Consider the following 26,677-nt stretch of genomic DNA (forward strand, 5'->3'; position numbering starts at 1 on the left):
CAATCAATTGTAGCCGAGCGCCTTTCAGGCCTCTGTCGCGTAGTAGCCGCGCCGGGCCTGTACTTTCAGACTACCGTCCTTGGTCTTCACTTCCACGCGCCGGAAGCCGCCGTCTCTCTTCGGATTCGTCGGGCTGTAGGCAATGGAATATTGGCTGCGCATCTCTTCCTGCAACTGTTCAAACGCCTTATCGAGGCCGCCGCGCCGCGTGACGTCGAAAACCCGGCCGCCAGTGTCTCCAGAGAGCTTCTTCAGCGCCCCCTCGTCGCTGCCATACATGGGTTCGTAGTAGAAGAAGCTGTAGATGACGGCGTCGGAGAGATGGGATTGTTTCAATGCATCGGCCGGTTTGTAGAAGCTGCCCTGATCGGCGCCATCGGTCAGGAGGACGATCAATTTCCGGCCGGCCTCGGTCTTCAACTTTTCATCCGCTGCCAGATAGACCGCATCGAACATGCGGGTGCCGCGGGCGGTGGTTGGAATGGGGCCCTGAGTCATAACGCGGGTGGGCCGTTGTCCCCGCAGGTCGCTGAGTCCACGCTCGAGCAGGCTTTTCGACGAGGTCAGATCCTGGACCAGGTCCAACTCGGAACCAAAGGAAATCACAAAGGCGAGATCTTTCTCTCTCAATACTTTTCGAAAGAACTCGTTGGCCGCACGCTTGCCGGTTTCGATCACGTTGTACATCGAGCCCGAGATGTCCACCAGCAGTCCGATGGTGAGAGGGAGATCGGTATCGCGCTGGAAGCGGCTGATCTCTTGCGGCTTGCCATCTTCGACAACGGTGAAATCATCCTTGGTGAGGTTGCCCACCAGGCCACCCTGCTTGTTTCTGACTGTATAGGTAATGTTCACCAATTGAACATCCACGCGGATGACCGGGTCCTGCGCCAAGAGTAAGGGCGCGCCAGCCAGCCCTCCGATCCAGGCACGTCGCGAAAATTTATCATGGGTATTCATATGGAAGAAGTTCTCCGGCACTTGCGTCGTAACGATCCGATTCTAAAGGCTCTCATCGCGAAAGTTGGACCCTGCGCGATGACCTATCATGCGCCAACCTTCCACGCTCTGGCGAGGGCCATAGTGTATCAACAGCTCAGCGGGAAGGCTGCTGCTACCATTTTCAGACGCTTTCAGGATTCGTGTGGGGTACGCACTCTCAATCCCCATGCAGTGCTTGCCGTAGAAGAGGAGCGGATGCGCGCCGCCGGACTGTCCGGCCAGAAGGCTCGCTATATTCGCGACTTGGCTGAGAAGACTGCCACGGGGCTGGTCCGCTTTGGGCGCCATAAGAAGATGAGCGACGAAGAGGTCATCGCCGAACTCACGCAGGTGAAGGGAATCGGAGTCTGGACCGTCCAGATGTTTCTGATGTTTGCGCTCCAGCGTCCCGATGTCTTTCCGGTGCTCGATCTCGGGGTACGCACGGGCATGCAGCGCCTCTACGGAATTGATGCGAAGGCCAAGCATCCGGACTACGAAGCACTTGCTGAGAGGTGGAAGCCTTACCGGAGCCTGGCGTCCTGGTATCTGTGGCGCAGTCTGGAGATGAAGTAATGTTCGTATTTGATTGCTAACTTAGAATCAAATGCGGAAAATCACACTTACTCTAGTTAGCGCTTTGCTCTTGAGCACGGCGATCTTCGCTTTCCAGGCAACCACGCCCGCTACCCCCACTGCGCCTGCCGCCGCGGCAAAGAAAGTGAAACCGGCCGCCACTCCAGCACAGACTCCGGAACAGATTGCCGATGCCAAGTCGAAAGGCATGGTCTGGGTCAATCTCGGAACCGGTGTCTATCACAAAGAGGGTGAATTCTATGGCCACACCAAGAGTGGGCAGTTCATGAGTGAAGCCGATGCTCAAAAAGCAGGCTATCGCGCCGCCAAGGAACCAATGGCGAAAAAGATGAAGGCCGACAAAATGATGCCGGCTGCGCCCGCCGCTGTGAAGAAATAGCGACTTTAGTCCACAGTTTACTGTGTGTCATGCTGTGGGTAAATGCAGACAATCCAAGTGGTGCTCGAGCTTGAGCTGCTGCAGGAGGCGGATCAGGCTGCCAAGAAGCATCACATGCACCGCTCTGCCCTGATCCGGGATGCGCTCCGGCTGCACCGATTACCTCGACGGTCCGGTCTGTGGGGTCTGAAGTTTTTCTGGATGAACTCGATGGCATGAAAGGGCCCTGCGCGATCAACTTGCATCACATCTTAACCGTCCCGAAAGATCGATTAGGGAAACGGTTGGGACGCCTTTCGCCTGAAGTGGAAGGCAAGCTTTGCTCCGCCCTCCGCTTCGTGCTCGGCTGTGACTAGCGGCCGAACTCATAGTTATACTCGACCTTCGCCACGCGCACGGTATAGCTTGCATACCACTGTTCTTTCCCCAGACGCTGGGCCTGTTGGTGTTCGAGCTGCGCCTTCCAGGCATGGATGTCTGCGAGGTTTTGCCAATAGGAGACCGTGATGCCCACTTCGCTGCGGGCGGAATCGATCCCCAGATAGCCCGGTTGTGCGCTTCCCAGCTTCTCCATCTCCTCTGCCATCGCGCCGTAGCCGTGATCGCCCTCATGACGCAGACTGGTGAAGATGACGGCATAATACGGAGGCTCAAAAATTGGCGAAAGTGTCATACCCTAAGTTTGCTAGATTGAGGATTCCAGGAACAAATGAGCGATAGCGCGGCCTTGCTGACAACCCCCCTCAACGCGACCCATCGCCGGCTTGGGGCAAAGATGGTGGATTTTGGCGGATGGGACATGCCTGTGCAGTATAAGGGCATCCTTGACGAGCACCGGGCGGTCCGTACGGGCGTCGGCGTTTTTGACGTCAGCCACATGGGAGAGCTGGTGATTCGTGGTCCACAGGCTCTTGATCTCGTGAACTGGATCGCAACGAACGATGCCTCCAAGCTCAAGACCGGCCAGGTGCAATACAGCGCTCTGCTCTATGAACATGGCGGCTTTGTCGACGATATTCTCGTCCATAAGGTATCGGACGACGAGTACTTCATCTGCGTCAATGCTTCGAATCAGGAGAAGGACTTCGACCACATCGCCGCGGAAGATCACTTCCAGGCGACGGTGGAGAACGCCGGAGCCCGCTACGCGCAGATCGCCATTCAGGGCCCGAAGGCCGTCGAACTCTGCCAGCGCCTCACCACGACCCTACTTGAGCCGATTCGTTATTACTGGTTTACGGACGGGGAATTTGCTGGTGTTCCAGCCCGCATCGCTCGTACCGGCTACACCGGTGAAGACGGCTTTGAGGTCTATGTGAGTCCTGAAGATGCATCCACTGTTTGGGATGCTGTCTGTAGTCTTGGGGCGCAACCCTGTGGTCTTGGCGCGCGCAATACACTTCGCCTTGAGGCGAAGATGGCGCTCTATGGCCACGAGATCGATGCCACACTTTCGCCCTTTGAAGCCGATCTCGCTTGGATGGTGAAGATGGACAAGCCGAACTTCATTGGCAAGCGTGCGCTCGAGAAGCAGAAAGCGGCTGGCATCCACCGCAAACTTGTTGGTTTTGAGATGGTTGGCCGCGGCATTGGCCGTGACGGCTATGAAATTGAGATCGACGGCGAGAAGGCCGGCTGGGTCACCAGCGGCGGCCCCGCCCCGACACTCGGTAAGAATATCGGGCTCTGCTACCTGCCCATTGCCCATGCAGTACCCGGTCAGAAGATCAACGTCATCATCCGCGGAGTTGGCGTGGAAGCAGTGACCGTCCCCACACCTTTCTACAAGAGAGCCAAATAGCGCATGTATCCAGAGAATTACTCCTACACCAAAGAACACGAATGGGTCCTCGTCGACGGAGACACGGGCACCATCGGGATTACCGACCATGCGCAGAGCGAACTCGGCGACATCGTATATGTTGACCTGCCCAAGGTCGGAACCGCGATTGCCCAGCACACCACCTTCGGGAGCGTCGAGAGCGTGAAGGCCGTGAGCGACATCTATTCTCCCGTCAGCGGTGAGATCATCGCGATCAATGAAAGCCTTTCCACTGCGCCCGAAAAGCTAAATTCCGATCCCCACGGCGACGCCTGGCTGGTGAAGGTGAAGCTAAAGGACCTGAGTGAGATTCCAGGTCTGATGAGCGCGGCGGATTATAAAAAATACGTCGGCGCCTGATGTGCTTCGTGACCTCCTAATTCTTCTCGCCCTCGTGATCGCGCTGCGTGCGCCCTTTCTTACGCAGCCGATCCAGGGCGATGACATTTATTACCTTGAAGGCGCGCAGTATGCGCAGACCGATCCTGGGCATCCCCACCACGCCCGCTATCTCTTTCAGGGCCGCATGGTGGACATGCGTGGCCACCCCCATCCTCCGCTGAACGCCTGGATTCTGGCGGGATTGCTTGCCGCCGTAGGCGAGGTGAAGGAGATTCCCTTCCATGCGGCGTATGCGATTTTTTCTTATTTCGCTTTGATCGGAATGTATCTGCTGGCCCGGCGCTTTACGGCCCGGCCGCTGTTGGCGTGCGCTCTCTTTGCGGTGGTTCCAGCCTTTTTCGTCAATGGCAATTCCTTGGAGAGCGACATCCCGTTTCTTGCGTTCTGGATGTTGGGCATCGCCTTTTTTTATGAGGCGCTCGAACGCAAGAGCAGCCGTTGGTTACTGCTCTCGATCCTTCCGCTCTCGCTGGCCGGCCTGGCCGCCTACCAGAGTGTTTTTGCGATCCCGATTCTCTGGTTCCTGACTGGCAGAAAACGCCCGATCTGGTTTGGCGCCTATTGCGCCGCGCTTGCTCCCGCGATTGTCCTTGGGCTGTACAACATTGTGGAGGCCTCAGGAGGAGCTGCTCCGCCCCTGCAGGTGACTGCGGGATATTTCAAGGAATACGGTCTCCAGCAACTCTCGGCCAAAATTCGCAACGCTGAAGGTCTCTCCGGCCATCTTGGCTGGATGGTGTTTCCCTTACTTCCGATCCTCGCCTTCCGCAGTCTCTGGATGTGCGCCGCGCTGCTCTGGGTTGTGGTGGCGCCGAACCCCCTGTATGTAATGGGCGTGGCGGCCTCGATTGGCCTGCTCACCCAGGAGACTCGCAAGTATGGCTGGTGGCCGCAGCTTTTCTTTGCGGGCTCGCTTGTGCTCTTCTTTGCCGGCTCGGCACGCTATCTGCTGCCGATGGCGGCGCCGATTGTCCTGATGACCGTGGCGAAACTCGAAGACCGCCCCTCCTGGCTCTATGGCGGACTGGTTGCGAATCTGATCCTTGGCTTTTGTCTTGCCTGGAGCAACTACCAGCATTGGGCCGGCTATCGCGATTTTGTTGCGGCGCACGCTTCGGAGATTCGTAGCCAGCGGGTGTGGGTGAACGGGGAGTGGGGGCTGCGATTCTATGCCGAGTCCCTGGGGGCGTTGCCGCTTGCGCAAGGGCAGGCGATTCGTCCGGGGGACTTGATTCTGACTTCGGAGCTGGGATACCCGATTCCTTTCACGGTGGGCGGTGGACAACTCGTCAATCTAGCGAAGCAGGACATCATTCCAACTTTGCCCTTCCGGCTGATCGGGCTCAACTCGCACAGTGGCTACTCGACGGTCTCTGCTGGTGTGCTGCCTTTTGATTTCAATCGGGGGCCGGTGGATCGCGTGCGTCTGGAGCGGGTCATCGAGTCGAAGCCTACGTTGTCCTATATAACGATGGGCGATCCCAATGCGGAGCGTCATATCTTAAGCGGCGCCTATCAGTTGGAAGAGCAGCGCTACCGCTGGATTGGGCAACAGGCTCGCCTGATCCTACAGCCACAGAAAGCGACCAATGACCTCTCGGCGACTGTCTACATTCCTGATATCGCCAAGGCTCGCAAGATCCGTCTCGAGTGGAACGGCAAGCTGGCAGTGGAACAGGTTTTCGATCAGCCCGGTCTCTACACGGTGACCGCCAAGGATCTTGCCACTGGCATTGCCGATGGCATTCTTACGATCGAGTGTGACGCTGTGTTTCAGGCTCCTGGCGACACGCGCGAGCTAGGCGTGATTCTGCAGGAAGCCGGTCTTCGCTAGCGCGGCGTCGAGGACATACTCGACATGGAGTGCGTCGAGATCGCCTCGGTCCAGCACCTGGACCCGCTCGCCGCGTGGCGCCCAGACCTGCGTTTCGGAGGCGCCAAACAGCGCCAGTACATTTGCTCCGCAAGCCGCCGCCAGATGTGTGATGCCCGAGTCATTGCCAATGTAGAGCGACGCACCCGCGAGAAAACGGCCCAGCTCGGCGAGGTTGCTAACCACCTTGGCTCCTGGCAGTACTTGATGAGGCGCCACGACGAAAATGACAGCCCGGCCAGAGGCTTCCAGCCAGCGGGCCAGCTTCTGGTAGTTCTCGAGGAGCCAGTTCTTCTTCGCACTTCCGCTGAAGGGATGGATCACGACCAGCCGGTGCGGCTGAGGCTGGACTTCAATTTTGGGAAGGGCAGGGACAGGAGCTCCTACCTGCGCCGCGAAGAAATCGGCAGCATGGAGACGGGCATCCGGTGGCAGGGCTTCGCAGTAGCGGACTCGCGGGTGCATTCCGGAAAGGGCCGCACGGAACTCCTCGCGATTGCTGCCATACCAGGTGACGATTTCATCGAAGCTCTGGATCCGCTCGATCAACCCGGCTGCCGGCTGGGCGACACCCAGCAGTCCAATTCCGCTTGTCTCAATGCTGAGAGTTTCGTAAGGCAACAACGGCAACACCTCCGCCCGGGCCCAAACTGCAGTGGGCTTCAAATGATGGAGGGCAGGGAAGCCGAGAATGGAATCCCCAATGCCACCGGGACGGATGGCGAGCCGTCTCACCGAACGTCGGCAGTGATGCGGACTTCGAGCGTCTTCGGCGCGAGGCACGCCTTATCGCTGCAGGCCTGATAGCGCAGCTTGCCAAGCAAGACATGCATCTGCGGCTCGAGATTGGCTGGAGCCTTCACGGTGAGGGCCACTTCAAAGTTGCCCGTCAGCACGTTCAACGGCTTTTCAGAGAAGGTATATTTTTCGTCGTGCCCCACCGGGTACTTCACGGTCTCGACGATGAGCGGATCGCTTGCCAGCGTCATGCGCAACGGGATCAGGTAATCCTCGTGCGGCTTATTCGAGTTGACGTGATAGCCTGGCTCAATCTTGGCTTGCAGCTTGATCGTTGCGCTCTGGCCGCGCTGGATCACGATCTTCTGCGGCGGTTCGACCGAGACCGGATTGATGCCTTGCGCAAAGAGGCTATTGAGCAGCAGGGGCGCCAAGCAGCGCAAGAATGTCTTTTTCATATTCGCTCTTCGATACCAATCCAACATGTACGCCCGCGATCTTTCCTTCGCGGTCAATGAGAAATGTAGTGGGCAACGAATCGACGCCGCCATAGAGCTGGGCTGTGGAATCGTCCCCAACGACAACGCGGTAGTTCACCTTCTTATCGGTGATATAAGGCTTCACTACCTCCCAGCCTTCCTCGTCCATGGCCACGCCAAGCACGGCAAAGCCCTTGTCCTTAAACTTCTGCTCAAACTCGACAAACCAGGGAATCTCCACTTTGCAGGGACCGCACCAGGTGGCCCAGTAGTTCAGCAATACGGTCTTGCCCTTGTAGTCAGAGAGCTGCACGATCTTGCCGTCCGCATCCTTCAATTTGAAGGAGGGGGCCACTTTCCGTTCCTTCTTCGGACGCACGCTTGCGGCGTCGGCAGTGGAAGTTCCTGAACAGGACATGAGTCCAAGCGACACTGCCACCGTTGCGGCCGCGAGTTTCCAATGTGGGGAGAACAAGATGAGCAAACTCCTCTGCCAATTTTATAACGGCAGCTTTCTTTCTTTTATTAGACGCAGAAACCACTGCTTTCGCCGCAGAGAGATTGGTTTTTCTGTATGGCTGAGTACCGCCGCCGTGTCACAGAAGGCTTCGCATCCATAATTCTTCCATGCGGCTTTGGTTTTGCGGGCGAGAAACTCGGCATAACGAAGTTCGGACGAGAGCCCGGCGTGCTTCGGACGCTTCTCCGTATTGAGTAATTCCATCCATTCGGCGCGCAAGGGATGACCCAGGCGACGCCAGACGAAATGATAAACTTCGTGAGCGAAAATTGCGACCAGATCTGGTGCATGGTCCACTAAGCTGAGGTCCAAAACAATTTCGCGGCGAGTCAGAAAACTCGCCGCGAAAACCGCTTCTCCGAGGCCCGGGCCAGAGGCCAGTTTGCCTCGATGGGCCCGCAACTCGGGTGCGAAAGAAATCCTTAGGGCTTTTTCGGGGCCGCTGCTGGTGGCGTTGCGGGAGCCGGGGGCGCTGCTGTTTTTCCGAAGAAGGCCTGATCCATGACTTTGACGTCCGCCGTGTCCTGCGTTACTTTGAGCCATTCCTGAAATTTCTGATCCTTCGTCTGGCTGCTGATGACAGACTTTACTTCTTCAAAGGGCTGCGCCGTGTACTCGGTGACCTTGAAGATATAGAAGCCATTGGGCTGCTTGACCGGCTCGCTGACTTCGCCTTGCTTGAGTGCAAAGATCGCCATCTTCAACGCATCCGGAATGTCATCGCTGCGCCGGATCACTCCAAATTCGCCGCCTTTGGCTTTGGACGCGACATCGTCCGAGTTTTCGGCCACTAGCTTCTTAAAGTCCGCTCCGGCCTTCAGTTGCTTGACGAGCGCATTCGCCTTGGTCTCGGCTTCCGTCTCGGTCAGCTTCTTCTTCTCGCCCTCTTTCGCCGGAGCATCCGAGAAATTGACAAGGATCACCTGGAGCTTTGCCTGGGTGTAATTTTCCTTGTTCTTGTCGTAGAACGCTTTCAGTTCTTCGTCGGTGACGGCAATCTTGTTGCGATGGTCTTCTACCAGCGCCTGTGCCAGAATCTGCAGCCGGGTGAACTCCAGGCGTTGCTTATACGGCGTCTGCTGATCGACCTTATTGGCTTCGGCAATCGTCGAGAACTTCATCAGCACGGCATACTGCTTGAGGAAGCCCTCTTTGTCCTGCGCATAGAACTGCTGGAACTGCGGCGGCAGGCCTTTGGAGAAATCTTCGAGTTCTTTCCCGGAGATGGGTTTCCCATTGATGGTGGCGACAGGCTTATCCTGCGCGAAGGCAAAACTCGCACTCAATGCGAGGAGTAGAACGGATTTTTTCACTTCCTTCAAGTCTACTGTATGGGCAGAGGACCAAAGACCAGCGCGCCCAGCCCGGCTTCATCGCGCAGATTGCAGTACGGATCTTTGCCGTGGCCATAGCTCAGCAATACTCCGTCCGGCAGCTTGCCTTGAAAGTGGAGTAAAACGCTGTTGCCGTCCTTGGGGTCAAAGCTGGCTTTATAGAAAAGCGGCACTTCCTGGCCGCGCGTGTCCAGCGCCGTGAAGCCCGCGATGCGGCCATTGCTCACCAGCTTGCCGTTCACCTCGCTATAGCGCACGCGAACCGTATCGCCTTCGACACTGATCTGCTCGGGGTGCGGACCCTTTTTGAGCTTGCCTGCCGCGACGCCGCCCATCGCGCGGCCGAGACGCTTGTGATCTTGCGTCGAGACATGGATGCCATCGTCGAGATCGGCATCGACGGCGGAGAAGACGACTGTGTTCGGAATCATCTTCTCGGAGAGCCGCTGGTCTTCCTGGATCAGGTTCCAGTAGCTGACATTGCTGCCGTTGACATGGCGTCCGATCTGGACCGAGTAGAAGGGGAGATCGGGTTGGCCGAGATCCTGGCGGAAGGCTTCGACGAGCTTCTGAAACTTTTCGGGGAAGACGGGAGAGGCGGTCGCATTGGCATCGCTTTCGCCCTGGTACCAGAGGATTCCTTTCACTTTGCCGCCCACCAGCCCAACGCGGCGAAGGGTTGCACCGTAGAGCGAATCGCCGCCTTGGGACTTCAACTCCGGGCTCCATTGGGCCATTGACGTGCCGCCATGGGCACAGGGCAGCAAGCCGACTGGGATGCCTGTGCGCTTCTCGTATTCAATGGCAAAAGACAATCCGAGTCCCGCGCCTTTCTTGCGCTCTGCGCGGAACTTCTCGAGCGCCGCGCCTGTGAGCTGTTCCGGTTGGCCTGCCGCATTCTTACGCCAATGGACGCGGTCGACGGCGCCGGGGAGTTCGTGCAGCGGCTCCTTCGCGTTGACCCAATGGTCGAGCTGGTCGAAGGAGTTCACTTTGTCTGAAGGCTTTTCGACATCGATCAGATCGCCGACGCCCTCCATGTTCGACTGTCCGGCCAAGAGCCAGATGTCGCCGACAAGAATATCACTCCGTGCTGCCATCGCCGCGCCGAGCCGGGAGGTGCGGAACTCAAAGCGGTAGGGCCCGCCGGTGGGCACGCCCTTCACCACTGTGCTTACTTTGCCGTTCTCCACTTTGCCGAGATCATGAGCGATAAATCCCGCCAGCGGGATGGGGCCGCGCTTGATGCTGAGGAACACATTCTTGCCGTCCGCTCCGCTCACGCTGAGCTCGATCGGGATCTCCACCTTGCCGTCCGCCCCGCGCTGGTAGACCTGATCGTCCACCGGCCCTTTCACGACAGAAATCGATTGGGCCCAGGCCGCGGCCGTCAGGAGACAGAAAACGCTCAGAATTCGCATCGAGGCGATTGTATCAAGCGACCCGGCGCAAAGCCGTCGCCGGATCGATCAGTACTGCACGGATGGTTGGCAGCAGCGAGCCGGCCACGGTCATCAACCCCGCAAACACGATGGCCGCGGCGAGAGTCCAAGGATCTGTCGGCGAAACACCGAGGAGGAAGGCTTCCATGCTCTTGCCCAAGGCATAAGCAGCAACGATTCCGGCCAGCGAGCCCAGTAGTGACAGCAGTGCGGCTTCTCCAAGAACGAGGCTGGCGATGTGCGCTGCCTGCGCACCCAGTGCGCGCCGCAGGCCAATTTCTTCGATCCGTTGCGAGAGAGCAAAAGACAGAAGCCCATGGATGCCGATCGCCGCGAGCAGAAAGGCGGCGAAGGCAAAGGCGCCAATGACCCAGAGCTGCGTGCGGCGGGACGAGGTCTCGTCCCCGAGGAGATCGCCGAGCTGCTTGACGTCAGAAACCGGCTGGTTCGGGTCTGCCTTGGCGACAATCTTGCGGATGGCGGGGAGCAACAACAGCGGGTCTCCAATTGAGGAGACGATAAAGTCTTTGGGCGCAAACCAACTGAAGGCGTTGTCGGGCATCTGCGCGTGGGCGAAGTACATCAGCGGTTCGCTTCGCCTTTCGAGAGAGCGGTAGTGGATATCGCTCGCCACGCCGATGATGGTGAACTGCAGACCTCCAAACCCAATGCCGAAGCTCTTGCCTAAGCCATCCTCACCAGGGAAGTATTCGCGGATGAAGGCCTGGCTCACCACCGCTACTCGCTGTGACGAGCGGCCATCTGCTTCATTGATGTCGCGGCCGCGGAGCAGTGGAATGCGCATGGTGGCAAAATAACCGGGTTCGATGAAACGGGCGCCCGCATGGACATTGCTCGTTTGTCCCGCGATCACGGTTTCCCACATGCCCCCGCGGAAATCACCCAAGGGACGGAAGCTGATCACCGATGCCGCACGCACTCCGGGCAGCGCGCGCAGATCCTGCAGCACGCTTCTGTAGAATCGCTCGCGAGGCGCGGTGTCGAGATACTTCGGCATCGGCAGCGAAGTGCGGAAGGCGAGTGTGTGCTCCACCTGAAAGCCAGGGTTGGTCCGTTCCACTTGCAGTAGCGCACGCAGCAACAGGCCGGTGGAAGCAATCAGCGCAACAGAGGCAGCCACCTGCACGATGACAAGCGCCCGGCGCACTGCATCTTTGCGATGTGCCGTCGCGCTGCGCACGGCCAGGGTTCCGTGAGTGGAGCGGAAGGCGGGAATCACGCCGAAGGCGATCGCTGTCAGGATTGTGGCGGCCAGCGCAAACAGCAGTAGCCGCCAGTCGGCTGTGGGCGATTCGGCAATGGGTAAGGACGACGGAACCAGCCGCGACAACAGCGGCACGCCAGCAATCGAAAGCGCCGTGCCCAGCGCTCCGCCACACACGGCGAGCAGCAGGCTCTCGGTCAGCAGTTGCCGGATCAGGCGTGCGCGTCCGGCGCCGAGCGCGAGACGAATCGCGATCTCCCCGCGCCGTGCTGCGGAGCGGGCGAGAAACAGGTTGGCCAGATTGGTGACTGCGATCAATAAGACAAAGAGCGCGGCGGCCACCAGGACGTCCAGGAGCGTACGGGTGCGCTGCGGGAGCTCGTCGCGCATGTGCACCACACTCACTCCGATCTTGGCCAGAGACGCTGGATACTTCTCTGACAATTGCCTCCCCACTGCCTGCATCTGTTGGCGGGCCTGCTCGATCGAGACGCCGGGCTTGAGTCGCGCAAGGACGGAGAGATATTTGTTGCCACGGTCTACGTAGTCCTCGTTGTCAAAACGCATCGCCGTCCACATTTGTACTTCTCGGCGCGGGAAGTAGAAGTCTTTGGGCATGACGCCGATGACGATGTGGGGCTGGCCGTCAAAGAGGATGCTGCGGCCAATGATGCCAGGATCGCCGCCGAAACGGCGTTGCCAGAATCCGTAGCTGAGCACGGCCGTACCGGCGGCATTCGGCGTATCCTCGTCGGCGCTCATGGTTCTGCCGAGCAACGGAGCAATGCCCAGAATGGGGAACATCGCCACATTGACCGCGGCGCCCTCCAGGCGTTCGGGCTCACCATTTCCTGTCATATTGACGGAGAGGCCACGGAAGGCCGCCATCGCGGAGAAGCTGGCGTTAGCCGAGTGCCAATCCCGGTAATTGGCGGGCGAGACGTCCACCTGCGAAAAGCCTTTCTCCGTCTCGTCTTCCCAGAGCTTCACCAACTGCTCCGGTTGCGGAAAGGGCAGGGCACGAACCAGAACATGGTCCGCAACAGAGAAGACAGTGGTGGCGGCAGCGATTCCCAGTGCGGTGACAAAGATGGCGGCCAGGCTGAAGGCTCGGGATTGGAAAGCGTTGCGGACTGCATAGCCAGTATCCTGCACCAGAAGATCCCAGTGGGCCGCGGCGCCAGTAGTGAGAATGTCGCTCACCGCATCGAGCCAGACCCAAACACGCCCGATCGCCGAGGTCTGCCGCAGGCGGCGCTGATGGACTGCCTCCATCTCGCGGCTATACTCATCGCGGAAGGATGCCGGGCAGAAGTAGAGGAGGAGCTTGTAGAACCACATGGCTAAGACCTCCCCGGCATCAGACCCAGCGCGCGGGCCTGATCCACCAGACTGGCAAAGCGCAGCGTCTCGGCCCTGGCCACTTTGCGCCCAAAGGGAGTGATGCGGTAGTAGCGCCGCCGCTCGTCGTCAAACTCTGGGTCGGGCCGCTCCTCGGTTTCGACAATCAACTCCTGCTCGACCATCCGTTGGATCGAGCGGTAGAGCGTGCCGGCGCTGAGACGCAACGCGCCAGCGGTACGAGTTTCAATGTCGCGGATGATCGCGTAGCCGTGACGATCTTCGTCCGTGACGGCAAGCAGAATGTGGAAGGTGGCGGCAGGCAGCGGGAGGAGCGACTCTGGCTTCATGCCGCTATTATAGCCACAGTGGATATAGCCGGCGTGGAGTGATTGACTTGTCTGAAGTAAGGTCCAGAGGCAGCAGGCGCTAAGCGCTGCTGCTTACTTCCACAACAAGGTCGAGTAGGTGGTGAGGTAGCGGCGCCAGACCAGCCAGTTGTGCGCACCGGGCGTTGAGACCCAGGTGTTGTCAATCTGTTTCGACTTCAGCCATTCAGAGAGCCGGATCATTGGCGCATGGGCCTGGTCGCTGCTGCCCGCGGCCAGCCAAAGGAGCGAGGGCCGATTCTTGGTATCGGAGAGTAGCTTGGGGTAGCGATCTTCAGGCTTGGCATTCGGGGTGATGCCACCGCCTGAAAATGCGCCGACATAAGCGAACTGGTCGAGATGATTCAGACCAATCAGCAGGGATTCGCTGCCGCCCATCGAAAGGCCGGTGATGGCGCGGTGCTTGCGGTCTTTCGCGAGCTTATAAATCTGTTCCGCCTGGGGAAGCACTTCTTCGAGTAAGGTGCGGGCGAAATTTTCGGCGTTCTTTCCCCAGATGGCGGGATCGCGCGGCAGGCCGGTGCGGAGGGAGTCAATGGGCGCCCCGTAACCGAGCGGCATGACGACGATCATCGGCCGGATCTTTCCGGCGGCGAGAAGGTTGTCGAAGATGAGATTCGCTTTGCCGACGGTGGTCCAGGCATCGGCTTTATCGCTCATGCCGTGGAGGAGCACAAGGAGCGGGTAGCGCTTGGAGGGTTGATAGCCGGGCGGAGTGTAGACAAAGAAGTCGCGCTGGTCACCGGCAATGGCGGACGCGAAGAAATGATGGTGGACAGTGCCGTGGGGGACCTTCGTTTGCTCCCAGGCTTCGGGCGTGTCTCCGGGCACGAGCACCATGCTGTTGGGGCTGAGCGCATTCGTCTTGATCTCGCCAGTGGCGGGGTCCAGAAAGTTGGTGCCGTCGATGCTGAAGGTGTAGCCGTAGATGTCTGGCGCGAGGGGCCCGACGGTGAGGCTCCAGACGCCATCGTCGCTCTTGCTCATCGGCTGGCGGGGACTGCCTTCGAGGAGAAGGTCCACCTTCTCGGCCGTACGGGCCCGCAGGCGGAAGGTGACATGCCGGTCCTTGGTGACTTCAGGAGAGAGCAGCGGGGGTGGGGCTTGGGCAAAGGCCGTGAAGCCGAAGAGGGCGGCAGCAAGCAGGCGGCGAGTCATGCGCACTATCCTACACCTATGGTGCGCGTTCTTTGTCTGTTGCTTGCTCTTGCCGCCGATCCGGCCATGGATGCAAAATTTCATGTCTATCGCAGCGGCGGCGAGACGGCAAGTCTCGAAGCCATTGTGAGTGAGGCCCGCCATTATGATGTGATCTTTCTGGGCGAGATCCATACAGATCCAGTGGCTCACTATCTCGAGAAGCGGCTCTTCGAGGGCATCGCCGATGAGAAGACAACGCTCTCGCTCGAGATGTTTGAGACGGATACGCAGCCTGTTGTGGATGAGTATCTGCAGGGTCTGATCCCGGAAGAGCATCTGATGGCGTCCGGGCGTGCCTGGAAGAACTACAAGACCGATTACCGGGACCTGATCGAGTACGCAAAGTTGAAGAAGCTGCCGGTGCTCGCGGCCAATGCGCCGCGCCGCTATTTGAACCGGGTGAGCCGGTTGGGACGCGAATCCCTCAATGATCTTTCGGCGCAGGCTCGATCGTATCTCCCGCCGCTGCCTTATGCAGAACCGTCTGCCGACTATGCCGCGAAGTTTATACGCGTGATGGAAGAGAGCCGCAAGCAGGCGGCGGATTCGAAATCGCCAGTGCCGGCGGGAGAGATGAACATTCCGCGAGCGCTTGCGGCGCAGGCCTTATGGGACGCGGGCATGTCATTCTCAATTGCACAGCATCTGACGCGGCAACCGGAGCGGCGGGTGGTGCATGTGAATGGCAGCTTCCATACGGAACAGCATCTGGGAACGGTGGAGCATTTGAAGCGTTACCGTCCTGGGGTGCGGGTGATGGTGGTGACGATGGCGCCCTCGAAGCACTTTCCGAATTTTGATGCGGAGTCCATGAAGGGCAAAGGAGACTTCGTCATTGTGACGCAGGAGACGGCTGCGAAAAAGTAGCGTGGGCAGCATAAGATACAGGGATGAGTTTGGAACGATTTTCTTTCTCTGCCCTTCTTGGGCTGGTTGCTGCAATGGCGCAAGGCCAAGAGTTACCGCGACAGAAGGTGTTGCCTGTCGAGATTGCAATCAAGATCGCACAAGGGGCCATGGATCGTTGTAAGGCCGATGGCTATGCAGTGAGCGTTACGATTGTCGATGCGGCCGGGCATGTGAAGGTGCAGTTACGCGGTGATGGCACGGGGCCACATACACTCGAACACGGGAAGCGTAAAGCTTATACTGCGATGACTTTCAAGCGGACCAGCGCGGAGACGTTGAAGGCCTGGGCGGCTGCCGGCCCGATTCCATTGGTGGAAGGTACTGTAGCGGCTGCGGGAGGCGTTCCGATTCGCGCAGGAGCCGATGTGATTGGTGGAATTGGCGTGAGCGGCGCTCCGGGTGGCGAGAAGGATGAAGCTTGCGCCAATGAAGGGATTCAAAAGGTCTCTAGTACTCTTAGGTAGGCTGGGCCTTCCTAATTACATGTCAAAATAGATCCAGACATGCAGCCGGAAGGCGCAGCACAAGAAGCACAAAGGTTAGAAGAACTCAGTGCTTACCGGGTCCTAGATACCGCCCCGGATTCTGAATTCGACGCGATTACAGAACTGGCGGCGCGCCTGTGCGGAGTCCCGTCTGCATTCATCAGCCTCCTGGGCGAAAAGTGGATCACCATGCTTTCGGCTCATGGTTGGGATGGAGTCCGGGAGCTCGAGCGTGGGGGGAGCTGCTGCGAAGGTCTGCTGCTGGGGCAACCCTCTGTAGTGGTTGAGCAGCTCGACGGTAGTTCTTGCCATGGCATCCAAGCGTATGCCGGTGTGCCACTGGTCTCTCCACGAGGCTTTGTCGTGGGATCGCTGAGTGTTGTCGATTTCAAACCTCATGCGTTTCGTGCGGAGCATGTCGACTTGCTCAACGTCCTGAGCCGGCAGGCGATCCTGATTTTTGAGGCCCGGAAGCAGTCGCGCGAGCTTCGCGCCGCGCTTGAGGTGCGCAGTCGTTTTCTGGCGACGATGTCGCATGAGATCCGGACTCCTCTGAATGGCATTGTGGGCGCAGGCGAACTGCTGAGCCGCACACGCCTGGACAGCGAACAACGGGAACTGCTGCAGGCCATCTGTAATTCCGGAGAGTTGTTGCTGAACCTGGTGGATCATGTGCTCGATGTGAGCAAGCTGGAATCCCGCTCGCTTGAGATCAGCAGCCGTCCCTTCTTTCTGCGCGAACTCCTCGAATCTGTGGTGCGGAACTTCTCCCCTCTGGCGCGGAGCAAGGAGGTTCGCCTGATTCTGGAGCCTGGCGATGGACGTTCCGATCGGGTGTTGGGCGACCGTCTTCGTCTTGGCCAGGTGTTCAATAATCTGGTAGGCAACGCATTGAAGTTTACCCCCCGGGGAGGGTTGATCTCTGTTTCAGCAAAGAGCACCAGTTTGGCCGGCGGGTGGACTGTGCGTGTTTGCGATACCGGCATCGGAATTGCCCCGGAATTCCACGACCGGATTTTTACGGCATTTGAGCAGGGCTCTGATGAGATCTCCCGGGACTATGGCGGGACAGGCCTTGGGTTGGCGATCTCTCGAGAGATTGTTCGGGCGATGGGCGGCGAGATCACGGTGGAGAGCGAAGTCGGGCGGGGCAGTACCTTTCTCTGCCATCTGCGATTTGAAGTGAGCCCGGAGATTCCGCCCGGGCTCAAAGTTTTGCTGGTGGAAGACAATCCGGTCAATCAGTTTGTAGCTCGCGGGATGTTGCAGCATCTGGGCTGTGAAGTGGCGGTGGCGGGGAATGGCCGGCTGGCGATCGAGGCATTGGCTGGAGGGGAGCATCACATCGTGCTCATGGATTGTGAGATGCCCGAGATGGATGGCTTCGAAGCGACGCGCGCGATCCGGCAGATGCGCGAGCGGGCCTTCTGTGAGATCCCCATTATCGCCCTCACCGCGCGTAGCCTCGTGGAGGACTGGCAAAAATGCCGCGATTGCGGTATGAATGGATTCGTAACAAAGCCGATCGAAATTGAAGCGCTGAAAAAGGAACTCTTAAAGTACTCCCCGATGCGCCATTGAAGGGCTTTCCATGCAATCTGAAGAGATGCTCGAAAAGTATCGCCTGCTCTTGATGGCGACTGATGATGCCATTTATGACTATGACTTTCGCGCGAACCAAATTGCGTGGAACGAAAACATCAATCTCTTCGGGTATGCGCTCAGTGAAGTCGAATCGGGTCTTGAGTGGTGGGCAGAACGGATCCATCCTGAGGATCGCGACCGTGTCCTGCAACTGATGGATGCGGCACTCCGAGGCGACTCTTCGCGTTTTTGCTGTACCTATTTATTCCGTTGCCGCGATGGGCATTATCGTTATGTTTCCGATCACGGTTCTGTATTGCGGGATGAGGAGGAGCAGCCGGTCCGGCTGGTGGGTGCGATGAAGGACGTGCATCTTGTGCAGCAAATGTTTGAACATCATCCACAACCGATGTGGGTGAGCCAACGGGAGACGCAACGCCTGCTGGCCGTCAATCAGGCTGCATTGCGTTTCTATGGCTATTCGGAGGCGGAGTTCCTTACCTTGTCCATACCGGCGATCTGGCCGCCAGAGGCCGTGCCTCTGGCGGCAGTGAACGGTGCTCCGGACCAAGCAAAGAAAGAGATCTGGACGCATCTCACCAAGGATGGCAGGACTCTCTTTGTCGAAGTGCAAATGGAAGACCTGGAGTGGAATGGACAGCCCGCGCGCGTTGCGTTGCTCCAAGATCTGACACGGGTGGTGAACATGGAAGCGCAGGTGCGCCAGAACGGAACAGATCAGGTGTTTGAACTGATCGTGAGCAGCATCGCGCACGAGTTTAACAACCTGCTGACGGTCATCAATGGCTACGCCGGCATCACCCGGAAACAGCTTCACTCTACCGATCCGCTGTGTGCCGGCGTTGAGGCGATCCGCATTGCGGGAGAGAAAGCAGAGGAGCTGACGCGCCAGTTGCTTGTACTGGGCCGCAAGCTGCCAACACTCTCGAGAGTGGTGCAGGTGAATGATGTGATTGAGCGGCTGCAGTCTCTGCTCCCGCGCATGGTGCCGCCGGAGGTTCAGATCGAGTATCGATTGGAGACGGGGCTTGGAGAGGTGAAGGTCGATCCTTTGCAGCTCGAACGCTTCCTGCTCGATATTGTGGCGACAGCTCTTGGCTCCGGTGGCGGGGCCAAGAGCATTTTCATTGCGACCACACATGCGGCAAAGGATGCCGTTCGGATTACGGTGCAAGACGACGGTAGTGGCCGCGATCGGGCGATGGCTCCCATGGCTGCTGCCGCTGCGATGGGGGCCCGTCTTCAGGTGGAGGAGGCGGAGGGATCGGGGAGGAGGCTTCACATCGAGTTTCCCCGCGTCGAGACGGGGGAAAGCAAGTCCTTGGCAAATGGAACTGCGCGGGGCCGGGGCCGGCGGATTCTTCTGCTGGCGGAGGACCTGGCGGCCCGGGAGCTTGCCCAAGCCACCCTGGATGCTACCGGGAACAGTGTGGTGGCGGCTGATGGTGATGCCGTTGCGCTTGCCTGTGCGGCAGATCCAACACAGACCTTCGACTTGCTGGTGACGGACCGCATGCGGGAAGACTCGCCGGTGGTGGCAGAAATCCGCAGCTTGCAGCCTGGTTTGCCCGTGATCTATTTGTCTCGCCCGGATGCGTTGGCAGAGGATTCGTTGGGTCATCGCGAGCACTTTCTGCCTCTGCCTCTCCAAACGGATGATCTTGCGGGACTCTGTGTGGATGTTCTGGAACAAAGACAGCTTCCCGTGACGGTGCTGGTGGTGGATGACGATCACTCAGTACGGCGGTTGATTGTGGATACGCTTGGCCGGGCCGGCTATATCGCAATCGAGGCGTCCAATGGTCTTGAGGCGCTACGCCGTTTGGAATCCCGGCCTATCGATGTGATGGTGACCGATCTTGTGATGCCAGAGCGAGAGGGCCTGGAAACGATCCAGTTGGTGCGCAAGCGATACCCGAAGATGCCAGTGGTGGCAGTCTCCGGGGCTTTTAGCGGCCAGTTTCTTGGCCTGGCAAAAGTATTTGGCGCTTGCGCCGTGCTGACGAAGCCGCTGGACCTCGATCTGTTTCTCGAGGAAGTGCGGCGCGTTTCAGGCTGAAGGCGGCCGCATGCGCTGGCGGGGAATTGGTTTGGCCCCGGTGAGCTCCGCGAACGCTTTTTCAACGGCAGGTACTTTGTCCGCAGGCAGCGGAAGCGGAAAATCCGCGCTTCTCACGGCATGCAGGACGGTGAGCATCCCGGCATAGTTCAGCTTGGCACCGGGCGCTGCGGAGAGAGCCTGTGCGGCGGGATGTGTCTCGTTCCAGGAGAAGTCCGTTGCCACTGGTTTCCAGTGGATCGCGGCGGCTTCCCGGTATGGAACGAGGACGGTTGGTGTGGGCCAACCTTCCAGCGGCTTGGGATCTTCTCCCACGATGTAAAAGGTTTTGACCTTGGCCTGGATGACAGGCATGGCGCCCTGCAAGTGGAGCAGGTCCTTGAAGTTGTCTGTCGGGCCGACACAAATGGCGATCGCGTTGCCGTCGTGCTGCGCGGTGAGGGCGTTGCGAATCAAACCATGAGGCTCGGCCGTATCGACCAGGCTCTTGATCGTGGGCGTCTGATTCTCCATGGCGGCCTTGAGCAAGGCTGTCTCCTGGCCGCGCTGTTTCGCCATGGCCATTCCGATGGGGAAAGGCCGGCCGCCGTACATCCGATTGAGGATATCGAGGAGGGCCGCCGAGTGGATATTGTCCTTTTCCGTGGACAGCGAAACCACCCGGCATTCATTCCGGTTGTCGAGCGAGTACAGCAAACAAAGAGCGAGAAAATCATCCAGGTTGTCGCCAAAGGCGGCGTCGAACACCACCCCGATCGGGGGGCGCATCTGTCCGTTCAGTTGCATGAAATCCTATCCGAGGTCCAGACCGTTCAAGCGGCCAGTCGCGTCGCCAAAGTGTTCTACCTTGACCCCCATCCGATCCATCATCGTGAGATAGAGGTTGGACATCGGCGTCTCGCGGCGCGAAGTGATACGGCGGCCCGGCTTGATGTAGCCACCGGCACGGCCCGCGATGATCGTGGGTAGATCCTCGTGGGTGTGGCGATTGCCGTCTGACAGACCGGCGCCGTAGACGATCATCGAGTTGTCGAGCAGGTTCGAGTCGCCTTCCTTGGTGGCTTTCAGTTTCTCCACCCATCCGGCAAATTGCGTCATGTGGTAGGTGTTGATCTGCGTCACCTTCTCAATGAGGTCCGGCTTGTTCATGTGATGGGTGAGCGGATGGTGACCGTCGGGGATGCCGATTTCACGATATGCACGCGAGCTGCCTTCGCGCGAGACGAGGAAGGTGACAACGCGCGACATGTCGGCCTGGAAGGCGACTGTGATCATGTCCGTCATCAGCTTGAAGTGCTCGGCAAAGTCGGCGGGGATGCCGTAGGGCTTGTCCATGCCGGGATTGATGCGGGCGGTGTCCTTCTCGGCGCGCTCCAGTTGCTTTTCGATCGAGCGGATGCTGGACATGTACTCGTCGAGCTTGCGGCGATCGGTGGGGCCGAGATTGCTTTCGAGCTTCTGGGTGTCGCCCATGACGAAGTCGAGGATCGACTTGCGGTATTTGGCCTGGCGGGCGCGTGCTTCGGGGGACAGCTCTGCGCCGGTCCCGAAGAGGCGCTCAAACAGAGCGCGCGGGTCGAGGATGGGGGGCAGAGCCTGGGTTTCGCTGCGCCAGGAGAGATTGTTGGTGTAGGCGCAGGAATAGCCGGAATCGCAATCGCCGGCCTGGCGTGCGTCTTCCAGACCAATTTCCAGGCTGGCGAAGCGCGTTTGCCCGCCAATCTGATTGGCCACGATCTGGTCCATCGAGATGCCAGCTTTGATGTCAACGAAGGTCTTGCGAGGCTGGATGCCGGACAGATAGCCGCCACAGCAGCGGCCGTGATCGCCGGGGCCGTCGAGCAGCGCGCGGCCTCCGTTATGCGTCAGATTCGACAGCAAGGTGAAGTCGTTGCGGAAGGGCTCCATCGGCTTGAGGATGCGCGGCAACGAGGCGGGGAAGGCGCCTTCGTTGTCCGGCGTCCAATGCTTCATGTCGATGCCGTTGGGCACATAGACGAAGGCCATGCGCACGGGCTTGGGACCGGGTAATTGGCTGGAAGCGAATGCGGGGGCCATGGCGTCCAATGCAGGCAAGGCAATGGCTGTACCCACTCCACGGAGCAGGGTTCGTCGGGACAGGGACTTTCGCGTGATCACTTTTGTGCGATCTCCTTCGTTGTTTTTGCAACGGGCGCCTTGGAATACTCTGCCCGTCTGGTCTGAAATGGGAGGCTTCGAACGACTTCAAAAATCAAGGTCTGGAAGTGATAGCCGTCGGCAGCCATCTTGTTGGTGATGCTTTCAAGGGTGCGCCGGTCGTAGCGCTCGAGGCCACGTCCCAGTGCGTAAATCATCATCTTCTCGGTGAGGTTGTGCGTGAATTCGCTCAGATCCTGCGTGAGCAGGCTGCGGAGCTCTGCCGGGTTTTGGAAGCTCTTGCCGTTCGGCAGTGTCCCAGCAGGTTCAATGGTGAACTTGCCATCGAGATCGCGCCACTTGCCGGTGCCGTCGTAATTCTCGAGAGCAAAGCCGAGCGTGTCCATGCGGTTGTGGCAGGAGGCGCACATTGCATTTGAACGGTGCTTTTCGAGTTGCTGGCGCAGCGAACCGGCGCTGCCTACTGCGTCTTCATCGAGCGTGGGAACGTCGGGAGGTGGTGGTGGGGGCGCCGCTCCGAAGATGTTCTGCAAAATGTACTTGCCGCGGATCACGGGCGAGGTGCGCGAAGGATAGCTCGACACCGTGAGAACACTCGCCTGGGTGAGGACGCCACCGCGCTGGGTACCCGTGAGATCGACACGGCGGAAGTCCGGGCCGGTGACTCCATCGATCTTGTAATGCTTCGCCAGCGTCTCGTTGAGGAAGCTGAACTTCGCATCGAGGAAGGTGGAGATGGGGAGATTTTCGCGCAGAACGGCTTCAAAGAACAGCCGTGTTTCTTCTGCCATCGCATCGCGCAATTCCGGGCCCCATTCGGGGAACTTCTTCGGGTCTGGCTTGACGCTGTTGAGATTCCGGGTTTCCAGCCATTGGCCGGCAAAGTTCGCTGCGAGCGCAGCAGACTTGGGGTCATTCAACATGCGCTTGACCTGAGCATCGACCGTGGCCGCATCGCGCAGTTTGCCCTGCTCGGCGAGTTTCAGCAGTTCTTCGTCCGGCATGGAAGACCAGAGGAAGTAGCTGAGCCGCGAGGCGAGTTCAAAGTTCGAGATAGGATGCGTCTGGGTCGGGTCGTTCGGATGGAGATCGCGTTCCACCCGGAACAGGAAGTGGGGCGAGACGAGCATCGCCGCCATGGCGACCTGCAGCCCTTGCTCATAGGTCTGTCCGTCGGCCTTCGCCATTGAAACGAAGCGGGCGAGCGACTTGATCTCCGCAGGCGTTGCCGGACGGCGCCAGGTGCGGCGCACGAGCGGCGCCAAAATCTTCTCGACGCAAGCCATGCCGGTGCTGGGATCACAGGTGAGGAGCGCTTTCCGGCTGGCGGGCTCCGACTTCGCGGCAAAAGGCCCGACAAACTTGATCATGTCGAGGTACTTGTTCTTCTTGTTCGAGTACAGGTCTGCGGCTGGAAGCGTTTTGACGAAGGCATCGTCGATGAAGCCAGCGCGGAAGCGATGCTCGCCTGCGGGCAGCGCGAGACGGAAGGTTTCGTTCGAGTAGGGGTTGAAGTAGACCAGGCCGGAGGGCTTGGTCTCAATGAGCTGGGTATGGATCAGCTTGCCGTCCATCCAGAAACCGAGCAGCACGGGTTCCCCTTTGGCACGCTCGCCTGGCAGACCGATTTCAATCTCATACTCGGCATCCCAATCGACGCGATGCTCTGCCTCAATCAGCGAGGGCGCGACACGGCGAATCGTCTTTTCCCGGCTGACATAGGTGAATTCCAGGGGCTTCTTCGGGAGCGGTTCGAGTCCAAGCGCGCGCGCGGAGATGCGCTCGGCCGCGTTCAGATATTTTTCCATCAGCAGCGGAGAGATGCTGAGGACGTCGCCAATGTTATCGAAGCCGTGACCGGAGTCGTCGGTGGGGAAGTCCCGGTCGGCGCGGAAATCGACACCGAGCAAGTCGCGGATCGTATTCGTGTATTCGGTGCGATTCAGACGGCGTGCGGTGACGCGGCCGGGATCGGGCTTGATCTTCGCGTCGGCCTTTTCCCACTCCAGGTTCAGATAGCTGAGGAGGCCGTCGACTTGGGCCTGCGCGGGGCGGGGAAAGCCCTTCGGCGGCATCTCACCGGTCTTGAGCTTGCGGACAATGCGTTCCCAATCTTCGCGATACTCTCCCACCGATGCCGGATTCGTGAAGGGCAGAATGTTCACGCTCCCGGAGGCGTTCCGATCGTTGTGGCACGGCGAGCAGGATTTCGTGAGCAACGGCTTGACAGAAGTTGCAAAATCATGCGGCGTTTCCTGGGCAAGCAACGTCGGCGCCACGAGCAAGATCGTACGGAGATAGCGAACGGGAACCTGGATCATAGATTGCGGTGCCTTCATCTTATAGCAAATCTGGGTATTCCCCAAAAACACTTTAGGCCAATGTTGTAGGGATTTCTAACGCCGATCCATGGAATAGCAGATCGATGTGGAATCATACAAATTTCGTCCTCTTCTTTATTCTCGCGTGGAGTTCGTTGGCACAGACTCTAACCGTCAATAACGCCACACTCAAATTCTCGGCGACCGTTGGCGCGACAACGTTACCAGCCGCACAGACTCTGAATGTTCAGAGTGTTCCCACGGGACAAAGTTTCATGGTTTCGGTGTCTGGGCCAGCTCCTGCCTATGCGGGATGGCTGCTGGTCTCGCTGTCGAGCGGCCGCACTCCACAGACCTTGAGTGTGCAGGTCAATCCAACCGGACTGGGCGCTGGCAGTTACAGCGGCACGATTCTACTGACCGGAACGAGCGGCAGTCCCGCGCCCACGGCGAGTGTCTCGGTCACTCTGACGGTGGGAACTCCGCCGCCGACGATCACTGTTTCTCCCTCGGCGCTCTCTTTCGCCTATACGACGAGTCAGATCGTTGCTGGAAATCCGGCCTTGCGCTCCGCTTTTCTTCTTTCCAATACGGGTGCGGCTACCGCGGCTACTGTGAGTGTACAGAGCGCTCCCTGGCTGAAGGTGACGCCGACAGGGAATATCACGCTCGCCGGTCTGTTCAACTCAATCCAGGTGAGCGTGGATCCCTCAGGGTTGGCCCCCAAGGTGTATACCGCGAATATCACGATCAAGGCTGCGGCTGCCGCAAATCCTTCCCTCACGATTCCGGTCACCTTGACGGTGGTCGCTGCGCCACCGACAATCCTGAGTACCTGGCCATCCGGGCTGATCCAGCAGTCCCCACAGAGTGTTGTGACGGTGAATGGGTTGAATTACTTTGCGAATTCGACCATCGCGGTGAGTGGTTTTACGACGGAAGCCACGATTACCGTGAGCGATGGAACGAATACTGCGACGGAAAGCTTTTTTATTCCGGTGTATCCAGGATCCTCCTCTGCATTGCGGATCGATATGGGCTCGCCTCTGCCGGGAGCGATTGTGGGGTCTGGCTATGCGAATCTGGCGCTCCGTGCTGCGGGGGGAAGCGCGCCATATTTCTGGGCGGTGTCGAGTGGCGTGCTCCCGCCAGGGCTCAGTATCAGTTCCGGATCGATCCTGGGAACTCCAAGTGCAGCGGGCACTTATTACTTCACGCTGCAGGTTTTTGATTCGGGAACACCGATCGCCTCTTCTGCCTACCTACCGGTGAAGATGATTGTTTTGCCGTCGGCGCCTCCTACTGTCCCGCGCATCACCGGTGGCATGGGAGCGATTCCAACCGGGATTTTGAACACGGCTTATGCGAACGGAGTCTCCGCTGCTGCTTATGGCGGGGTGGGGAGCTATTCCTGGTCCGCGACGAATCTGCCAGCTGGTCTTGTGATCGATGCGACAACAGGCGCGATCACAGGGACACCGGTCTCTGTCGGCACGACGGGGAATCTGACAGGGAAAGTGGTGGGGGAGAATGCCATGCTGGTGACGCTTCCCTCGTCGTACCTGACGAGTCCGGGGATCCTGCGTCTGGCGATTACGACGCCGAGTCCTGGTGGGGGAATCTCGAATGACGCACAATTCCAGATCTTTGGTCCACAGCCGCAGATCAACGCGGTGGTCGATTCAGCCAGCTTTCTCCAGGGCAGCGTGTCTCCGGGCCAGATTGTCACCATTTTCGGTCTGGGGTTGGGGCCTTCGGCGCTGACTCTATTCAATCCCACCGTGCCCGCCCCACAGATTCCAACCGCTCTTCCTGCGAGTTCTCCGAGTACGCGCGTGCTGGTGAATGGTACACCTGCCCCGATTCTCTATACGAGCACCAATCAGGTGAGCGCGATCATTCCCTACTCGGTTTCCGGCTCGACGGTAGATGTGGCTGTTTCGAACAACACCCTGGTTTCGCAGCCAGTGACCCTGGCGCTTGCAGCGACGGCGCCGGGCGTTTATACGACCGATGCGTCTGGCCGGGGGCAGGGGGCGATTCTGAACTACAACACGGCGACTGGGGATTACTCGCTGAACGGAACTGCCGCCCCGGCCTTGAAGGGGCAGACGATTGTGCTCTATGCGAGTGGGATGGGGACGACGAATTTGCCTGTCGCCGATACTCTGGTCAACGCTTCGCCTGCTGTCATCCCCAATGCGCCGGTGAGCGTCACGATCGGTGGACAAGCGGCGGTGGTGATGGCGGCGCAGTCACCGGTTGGGAGTGTGCCGGGCTTGTTGCAGTTGAATGTGACGGTGCCCGCTACGGTGAGCAGTGGAGCGGCGGTTCCAGTGGTGGTCAACATTGGGGGAGTGGATTCACAGGCGGGCGTGACGATGGCAATCAAGTAAATCAAAAAGGGCGACTGCTTTCGCAGTCGCCCTTTTGATCG

Annotated in this window: 26 protein-coding genes; 12 read left to right on the top strand and 14 right to left on the bottom strand. The window is 59.0% G+C overall.

The window, feature by feature from the left end; translation table 11 throughout:
* Positions 1 to 24 precede the first annotated feature (24 nt).
* Positions 25 to 960 (bottom strand): VWA domain-containing protein, encoded by a 936-nt coding sequence (locus M017_RS0116475; RefSeq protein WP_051670271.1) that lies wholly within the window; start codon positions 958 to 960, stop codon positions 25 to 27.
* A 78-nt stretch (positions 961 to 1,038) separates the two neighbouring features.
* Between M017_RS0116475 and M017_RS0116480 the strand changes: the two genes are divergently transcribed.
* From M017_RS0116480 to M017_RS30755, 4 genes are read left to right on the top strand one after another with little or no spacing between them, the layout of a single operon-like run.
* Positions 1,039 to 1,557 (top strand): DNA-3-methyladenine glycosylase family protein, encoded by a 519-nt coding sequence (locus tag M017_RS0116480; protein WP_238325974.1) that lies wholly within the window; start codon positions 1,039 to 1,041, stop codon positions 1,555 to 1,557.
* Between the two features lie 31 nt (positions 1,558 to 1,588).
* On the top strand, positions 1,589 to 1,957 hold the full coding sequence (locus M017_RS27840; RefSeq protein WP_155121450.1) for a hypothetical protein: 369 nt from the start codon (positions 1,589 to 1,591) through the stop codon (positions 1,955 to 1,957).
* Between the two features lie 42 nt (positions 1,958 to 1,999).
* Entirely contained in the window at positions 2,000 to 2,176 is a 177-nt protein-coding gene (locus M017_RS29730) for a ribbon-helix-helix domain-containing protein (RefSeq protein WP_162179789.1), read from the top strand.
* A complete protein-coding gene (locus M017_RS30755) occupies positions 2,137 to 2,313 on the top strand; it encodes a type II toxin-antitoxin system PemK/MazF family toxin (RefSeq protein WP_162179956.1) in 177 nt (58 codons plus the stop codon). Before M017_RS29730 ends, M017_RS30755 begins: the two co-directional genes overlap by 40 nt.
* On the opposite strand, the gene M017_RS0116495 is transcribed toward M017_RS30755, so the two are convergent.
* Entirely contained in the window at positions 2,310 to 2,630 is a 321-nt protein-coding gene (locus tag M017_RS0116495; RefSeq protein ID WP_031499233.1) for an antibiotic biosynthesis monooxygenase family protein, read from the bottom strand. The two genes, M017_RS30755 and M017_RS0116495, sit on opposite strands and share 4 nt — an antisense overlap.
* A gap of 36 nt (positions 2,631 to 2,666) precedes the next feature.
* Here M017_RS0116495 and gcvT point away from each other — a divergent pair, with 36 nt between their 5' ends.
* Genes gcvT through M017_RS26800 form a run of 3 tightly spaced genes read left to right on the top strand, consistent with a single transcriptional unit; the run spans position 2,667 to position 6,015 of the window.
* On the top strand, positions 2,667 to 3,758 hold the full coding sequence (gene gcvT, locus M017_RS0116500; RefSeq protein WP_031499234.1) for a glycine cleavage system aminomethyltransferase GcvT: 1,092 nt from the start codon (positions 2,667 to 2,669) through the stop codon (positions 3,756 to 3,758).
* Positions 3,759 to 3,761: 3 nt separating this feature from the next.
* On the top strand, positions 3,762 to 4,139 hold the full coding sequence (gene gcvH, locus M017_RS0116505) for a glycine cleavage system protein GcvH (RefSeq protein WP_031499235.1): 378 nt from the start codon (positions 3,762 to 3,764) through the stop codon (positions 4,137 to 4,139).
* 1 nt (position 4,140) lies between these two features.
* A complete protein-coding gene (locus M017_RS26800; RefSeq protein WP_035957845.1) occupies positions 4,141 to 6,015 on the top strand; it encodes a glycosyltransferase family 39 protein in 1,875 nt (624 codons plus the stop codon).
* Here M017_RS26800 and M017_RS0116515 read toward each other — a convergent pair.
* The 9 genes from M017_RS0116515 to M017_RS0116555 form a co-directional block, all read right to left on the bottom strand.
* On the bottom strand, positions 5,980 to 6,789 hold the full coding sequence (locus M017_RS0116515) for a glycosyltransferase family 9 protein (RefSeq protein ID WP_031499236.1): 810 nt from the start codon (positions 6,787 to 6,789) through the stop codon (positions 5,980 to 5,982). The two genes, M017_RS26800 and M017_RS0116515, sit on opposite strands and share 36 nt — an antisense overlap.
* Positions 6,786 to 7,250 (bottom strand): protein-disulfide reductase DsbD domain-containing protein, encoded by a 465-nt coding sequence (locus tag M017_RS0116520; RefSeq protein ID WP_162179957.1) that lies wholly within the window; start codon positions 7,248 to 7,250, stop codon positions 6,786 to 6,788. Before M017_RS0116520 ends, M017_RS0116515 begins: the two co-directional genes overlap by 4 nt.
* Complete coding sequence (locus M017_RS0116525) at positions 7,204 to 7,689, bottom strand: TlpA family protein disulfide reductase (RefSeq protein ID WP_080508017.1); 486 nt, start codon at positions 7,687 to 7,689, stop codon at positions 7,204 to 7,206. The genes M017_RS0116520 and M017_RS0116525 overlap by 47 nt, the downstream gene beginning before the upstream one ends.
* A gap of 81 nt (positions 7,690 to 7,770) precedes the next feature.
* Positions 7,771 to 8,103, bottom strand: coding sequence for a hypothetical protein (locus tag M017_RS0116530; protein WP_155121451.1), 333 nt, complete (start codon positions 8,101 to 8,103; stop codon positions 7,771 to 7,773).
* Between the two features lie 110 nt (positions 8,104 to 8,213).
* Positions 8,214 to 9,104, bottom strand: coding sequence for a peptidylprolyl isomerase (locus M017_RS0116535; protein ID WP_155121452.1), 891 nt, complete (start codon positions 9,102 to 9,104; stop codon positions 8,214 to 8,216).
* A gap of 11 nt (positions 9,105 to 9,115) precedes the next feature.
* On the bottom strand, positions 9,116 to 10,546 hold the full coding sequence (locus tag M017_RS0116540; protein ID WP_051670278.1) for a sialate O-acetylesterase: 1,431 nt from the start codon (positions 10,544 to 10,546) through the stop codon (positions 9,116 to 9,118).
* Between the two features lie 13 nt (positions 10,547 to 10,559).
* Positions 10,560 to 13,133 carry an ABC transporter permease gene (locus M017_RS0116545; protein ID WP_031499242.1) on the bottom strand — a complete coding sequence of 858 codons (2,574 nt, stop codon included), beginning with the start codon at positions 13,131 to 13,133 and terminating at the stop codon, positions 10,560 to 10,562.
* A 2-nt stretch (positions 13,134 to 13,135) separates the two neighbouring features.
* Positions 13,136 to 13,483, bottom strand: a complete 348-nt coding sequence (locus M017_RS0116550; RefSeq protein WP_031499243.1) for a PadR family transcriptional regulator — start codon at positions 13,481 to 13,483, stop codon at positions 13,136 to 13,138.
* A 93-nt stretch (positions 13,484 to 13,576) separates the two neighbouring features.
* On the bottom strand, positions 13,577 to 14,680 hold the full coding sequence (locus M017_RS0116555; protein ID WP_051670280.1) for an esterase: 1,104 nt from the start codon (positions 14,678 to 14,680) through the stop codon (positions 13,577 to 13,579).
* Positions 14,681 to 14,698: 18 nt separating this feature from the next.
* Between M017_RS0116555 and M017_RS0116560 the strand changes: the two genes are divergently transcribed.
* The 4 genes from M017_RS0116560 to M017_RS27845 are packed head-to-tail and all read left to right on the top strand — an operon-like array spanning position 14,699 to position 19,780.
* Positions 14,699 to 15,589, top strand: coding sequence for a ChaN family lipoprotein (locus tag M017_RS0116560; RefSeq protein ID WP_051670282.1), 891 nt, complete (start codon positions 14,699 to 14,701; stop codon positions 15,587 to 15,589).
* Between the two features lie 29 nt (positions 15,590 to 15,618).
* Positions 15,619 to 16,095, top strand: a complete 477-nt coding sequence (locus M017_RS0116565; RefSeq protein WP_035958485.1) for a GlcG/HbpS family heme-binding protein — start codon at positions 15,619 to 15,621, stop codon at positions 16,093 to 16,095.
* Between the two features lie 39 nt (positions 16,096 to 16,134).
* Positions 16,135 to 17,697, top strand: a complete 1,563-nt coding sequence (locus M017_RS26805; RefSeq protein ID WP_031499247.1) for a GAF domain-containing hybrid sensor histidine kinase/response regulator — start codon at positions 16,135 to 16,137, stop codon at positions 17,695 to 17,697.
* A gap of 10 nt (positions 17,698 to 17,707) precedes the next feature.
* Entirely contained in the window at positions 17,708 to 19,780 is a 2,073-nt protein-coding gene (locus tag M017_RS27845; RefSeq protein ID WP_031499248.1) for a response regulator, read from the top strand.
* Here the strand turns inward: M017_RS27845 and M017_RS0116580 are convergent.
* From M017_RS0116580 to M017_RS0116590, 3 genes are read right to left on the bottom strand one after another with little or no spacing between them, the layout of a single operon-like run.
* Complete coding sequence (locus M017_RS0116580) at positions 19,772 to 20,548, bottom strand: nucleoside hydrolase (RefSeq protein ID WP_155121453.1); 777 nt, start codon at positions 20,546 to 20,548, stop codon at positions 19,772 to 19,774. The two genes, M017_RS27845 and M017_RS0116580, sit on opposite strands and share 9 nt — an antisense overlap.
* Positions 20,549 to 20,572: 24 nt before the next feature.
* Entirely contained in the window at positions 20,573 to 21,919 is a 1,347-nt protein-coding gene (locus M017_RS0116585; RefSeq protein WP_238325926.1) for a DUF1552 domain-containing protein, read from the bottom strand.
* Positions 21,916 to 24,240, bottom strand: coding sequence for a DUF1592 domain-containing protein (locus M017_RS0116590; protein WP_051670284.1), 2,325 nt, complete (start codon positions 24,238 to 24,240; stop codon positions 21,916 to 21,918). The genes M017_RS0116585 and M017_RS0116590 overlap by 4 nt, the downstream gene beginning before the upstream one ends.
* Positions 24,241 to 24,515: 275 nt before the next feature.
* Between M017_RS0116590 and M017_RS0116595 the strand changes: the two genes are divergently transcribed.
* Positions 24,516 to 26,636 (top strand): putative Ig domain-containing protein, encoded by a 2,121-nt coding sequence (locus tag M017_RS0116595; RefSeq protein ID WP_238325927.1) that lies wholly within the window; start codon positions 24,516 to 24,518, stop codon positions 26,634 to 26,636.
* Positions 26,637 to 26,677: the final 41 nt, after the last annotated feature.

The sequence above is a fragment of the Bryobacter aggregatus MPL3 genome (genome assembly GCF_000702445.1).
Taxonomy (GTDB): Bacteria; Acidobacteriota; Terriglobia; order Bryobacterales; family Bryobacteraceae; genus Bryobacter; species Bryobacter aggregatus.

What these genes read in the sequence shown, in the direction of transcription:
- M017_RS0116475 (WP_051670271.1), bottom strand. Translation starts at nt 960, where the DNA reads ATGAATACCCATGATAAATTTTCGCGACGTGCCTGGATCGGAGGGCTG.
- M017_RS0116480 (WP_238325974.1), top strand. Translation starts at nt 1,039, where the DNA reads ATGACCTATCATGCGCCAACCTTCCACGCTCTGGCGAGGGCCATAGTG.
- M017_RS27840 (WP_155121450.1), top strand. Translation starts at nt 1,589, where the DNA reads ATGCGGAAAATCACACTTACTCTAGTTAGCGCTTTGCTCTTGAGCACG.
- M017_RS29730 (WP_162179789.1), top strand. Translation starts at nt 2,000, where the DNA reads ATGCAGACAATCCAAGTGGTGCTCGAGCTTGAGCTGCTGCAGGAGGCG.
- M017_RS0116495 (WP_031499233.1), bottom strand. Translation starts at nt 2,630, where the DNA reads ATGACACTTTCGCCAATTTTTGAGCCTCCGTATTATGCCGTCATCTTC.
- gcvT (WP_031499234.1), top strand. Translation starts at nt 2,667, where the DNA reads ATGAGCGATAGCGCGGCCTTGCTGACAACCCCCCTCAACGCGACCCAT.
- gcvH (WP_031499235.1), top strand. Translation starts at nt 3,762, where the DNA reads ATGTATCCAGAGAATTACTCCTACACCAAAGAACACGAATGGGTCCTC.
- M017_RS0116520 (WP_162179957.1), bottom strand. Translation starts at nt 7,250, where the DNA reads ATGAAAAAGACATTCTTGCGCTGCTTGGCGCCCCTGCTGCTCAATAGC.
- M017_RS0116525 (WP_080508017.1), bottom strand. Translation starts at nt 7,689, where the DNA reads ATGTCCTGTTCAGGAACTTCCACTGCCGACGCCGCAAGCGTGCGTCCG.
- M017_RS0116540 (WP_051670278.1), bottom strand. Translation starts at nt 10,546, where the DNA reads ATGCGAATTCTGAGCGTTTTCTGTCTCCTGACGGCCGCGGCCTGGGCC.
- M017_RS0116545 (WP_031499242.1), bottom strand. Translation starts at nt 13,133, where the DNA reads ATGTGGTTCTACAAGCTCCTCCTCTACTTCTGCCCGGCATCCTTCCGC.
- M017_RS0116550 (WP_031499243.1), bottom strand. Translation starts at nt 13,483, where the DNA reads ATGAAGCCAGAGTCGCTCCTCCCGCTGCCTGCCGCCACCTTCCACATT.
- M017_RS0116555 (WP_051670280.1), bottom strand. Translation starts at nt 14,680, where the DNA reads ATGACTCGCCGCCTGCTTGCTGCCGCCCTCTTCGGCTTCACGGCCTTT.
- M017_RS0116560 (WP_051670282.1), top strand. Translation starts at nt 14,699, where the DNA reads ATGGTGCGCGTTCTTTGTCTGTTGCTTGCTCTTGCCGCCGATCCGGCC.
- M017_RS26805 (WP_031499247.1), top strand. Translation starts at nt 16,135, where the DNA reads ATGCAGCCGGAAGGCGCAGCACAAGAAGCACAAAGGTTAGAAGAACTC.
- M017_RS27845 (WP_031499248.1), top strand. Translation starts at nt 17,708, where the DNA reads ATGCAATCTGAAGAGATGCTCGAAAAGTATCGCCTGCTCTTGATGGCG.
- M017_RS0116580 (WP_155121453.1), bottom strand. Translation starts at nt 20,548, where the DNA reads ATGCGCCCCCCGATCGGGGTGGTGTTCGACGCCGCCTTTGGCGACAAC.
- M017_RS0116590 (WP_051670284.1), bottom strand. Translation starts at nt 24,240, where the DNA reads ATGATCCAGGTTCCCGTTCGCTATCTCCGTACGATCTTGCTCGTGGCG.
- M017_RS0116595 (WP_238325927.1), top strand. Translation starts at nt 24,516, where the DNA reads ATGGTTTCGGTGTCTGGGCCAGCTCCTGCCTATGCGGGATGGCTGCTG.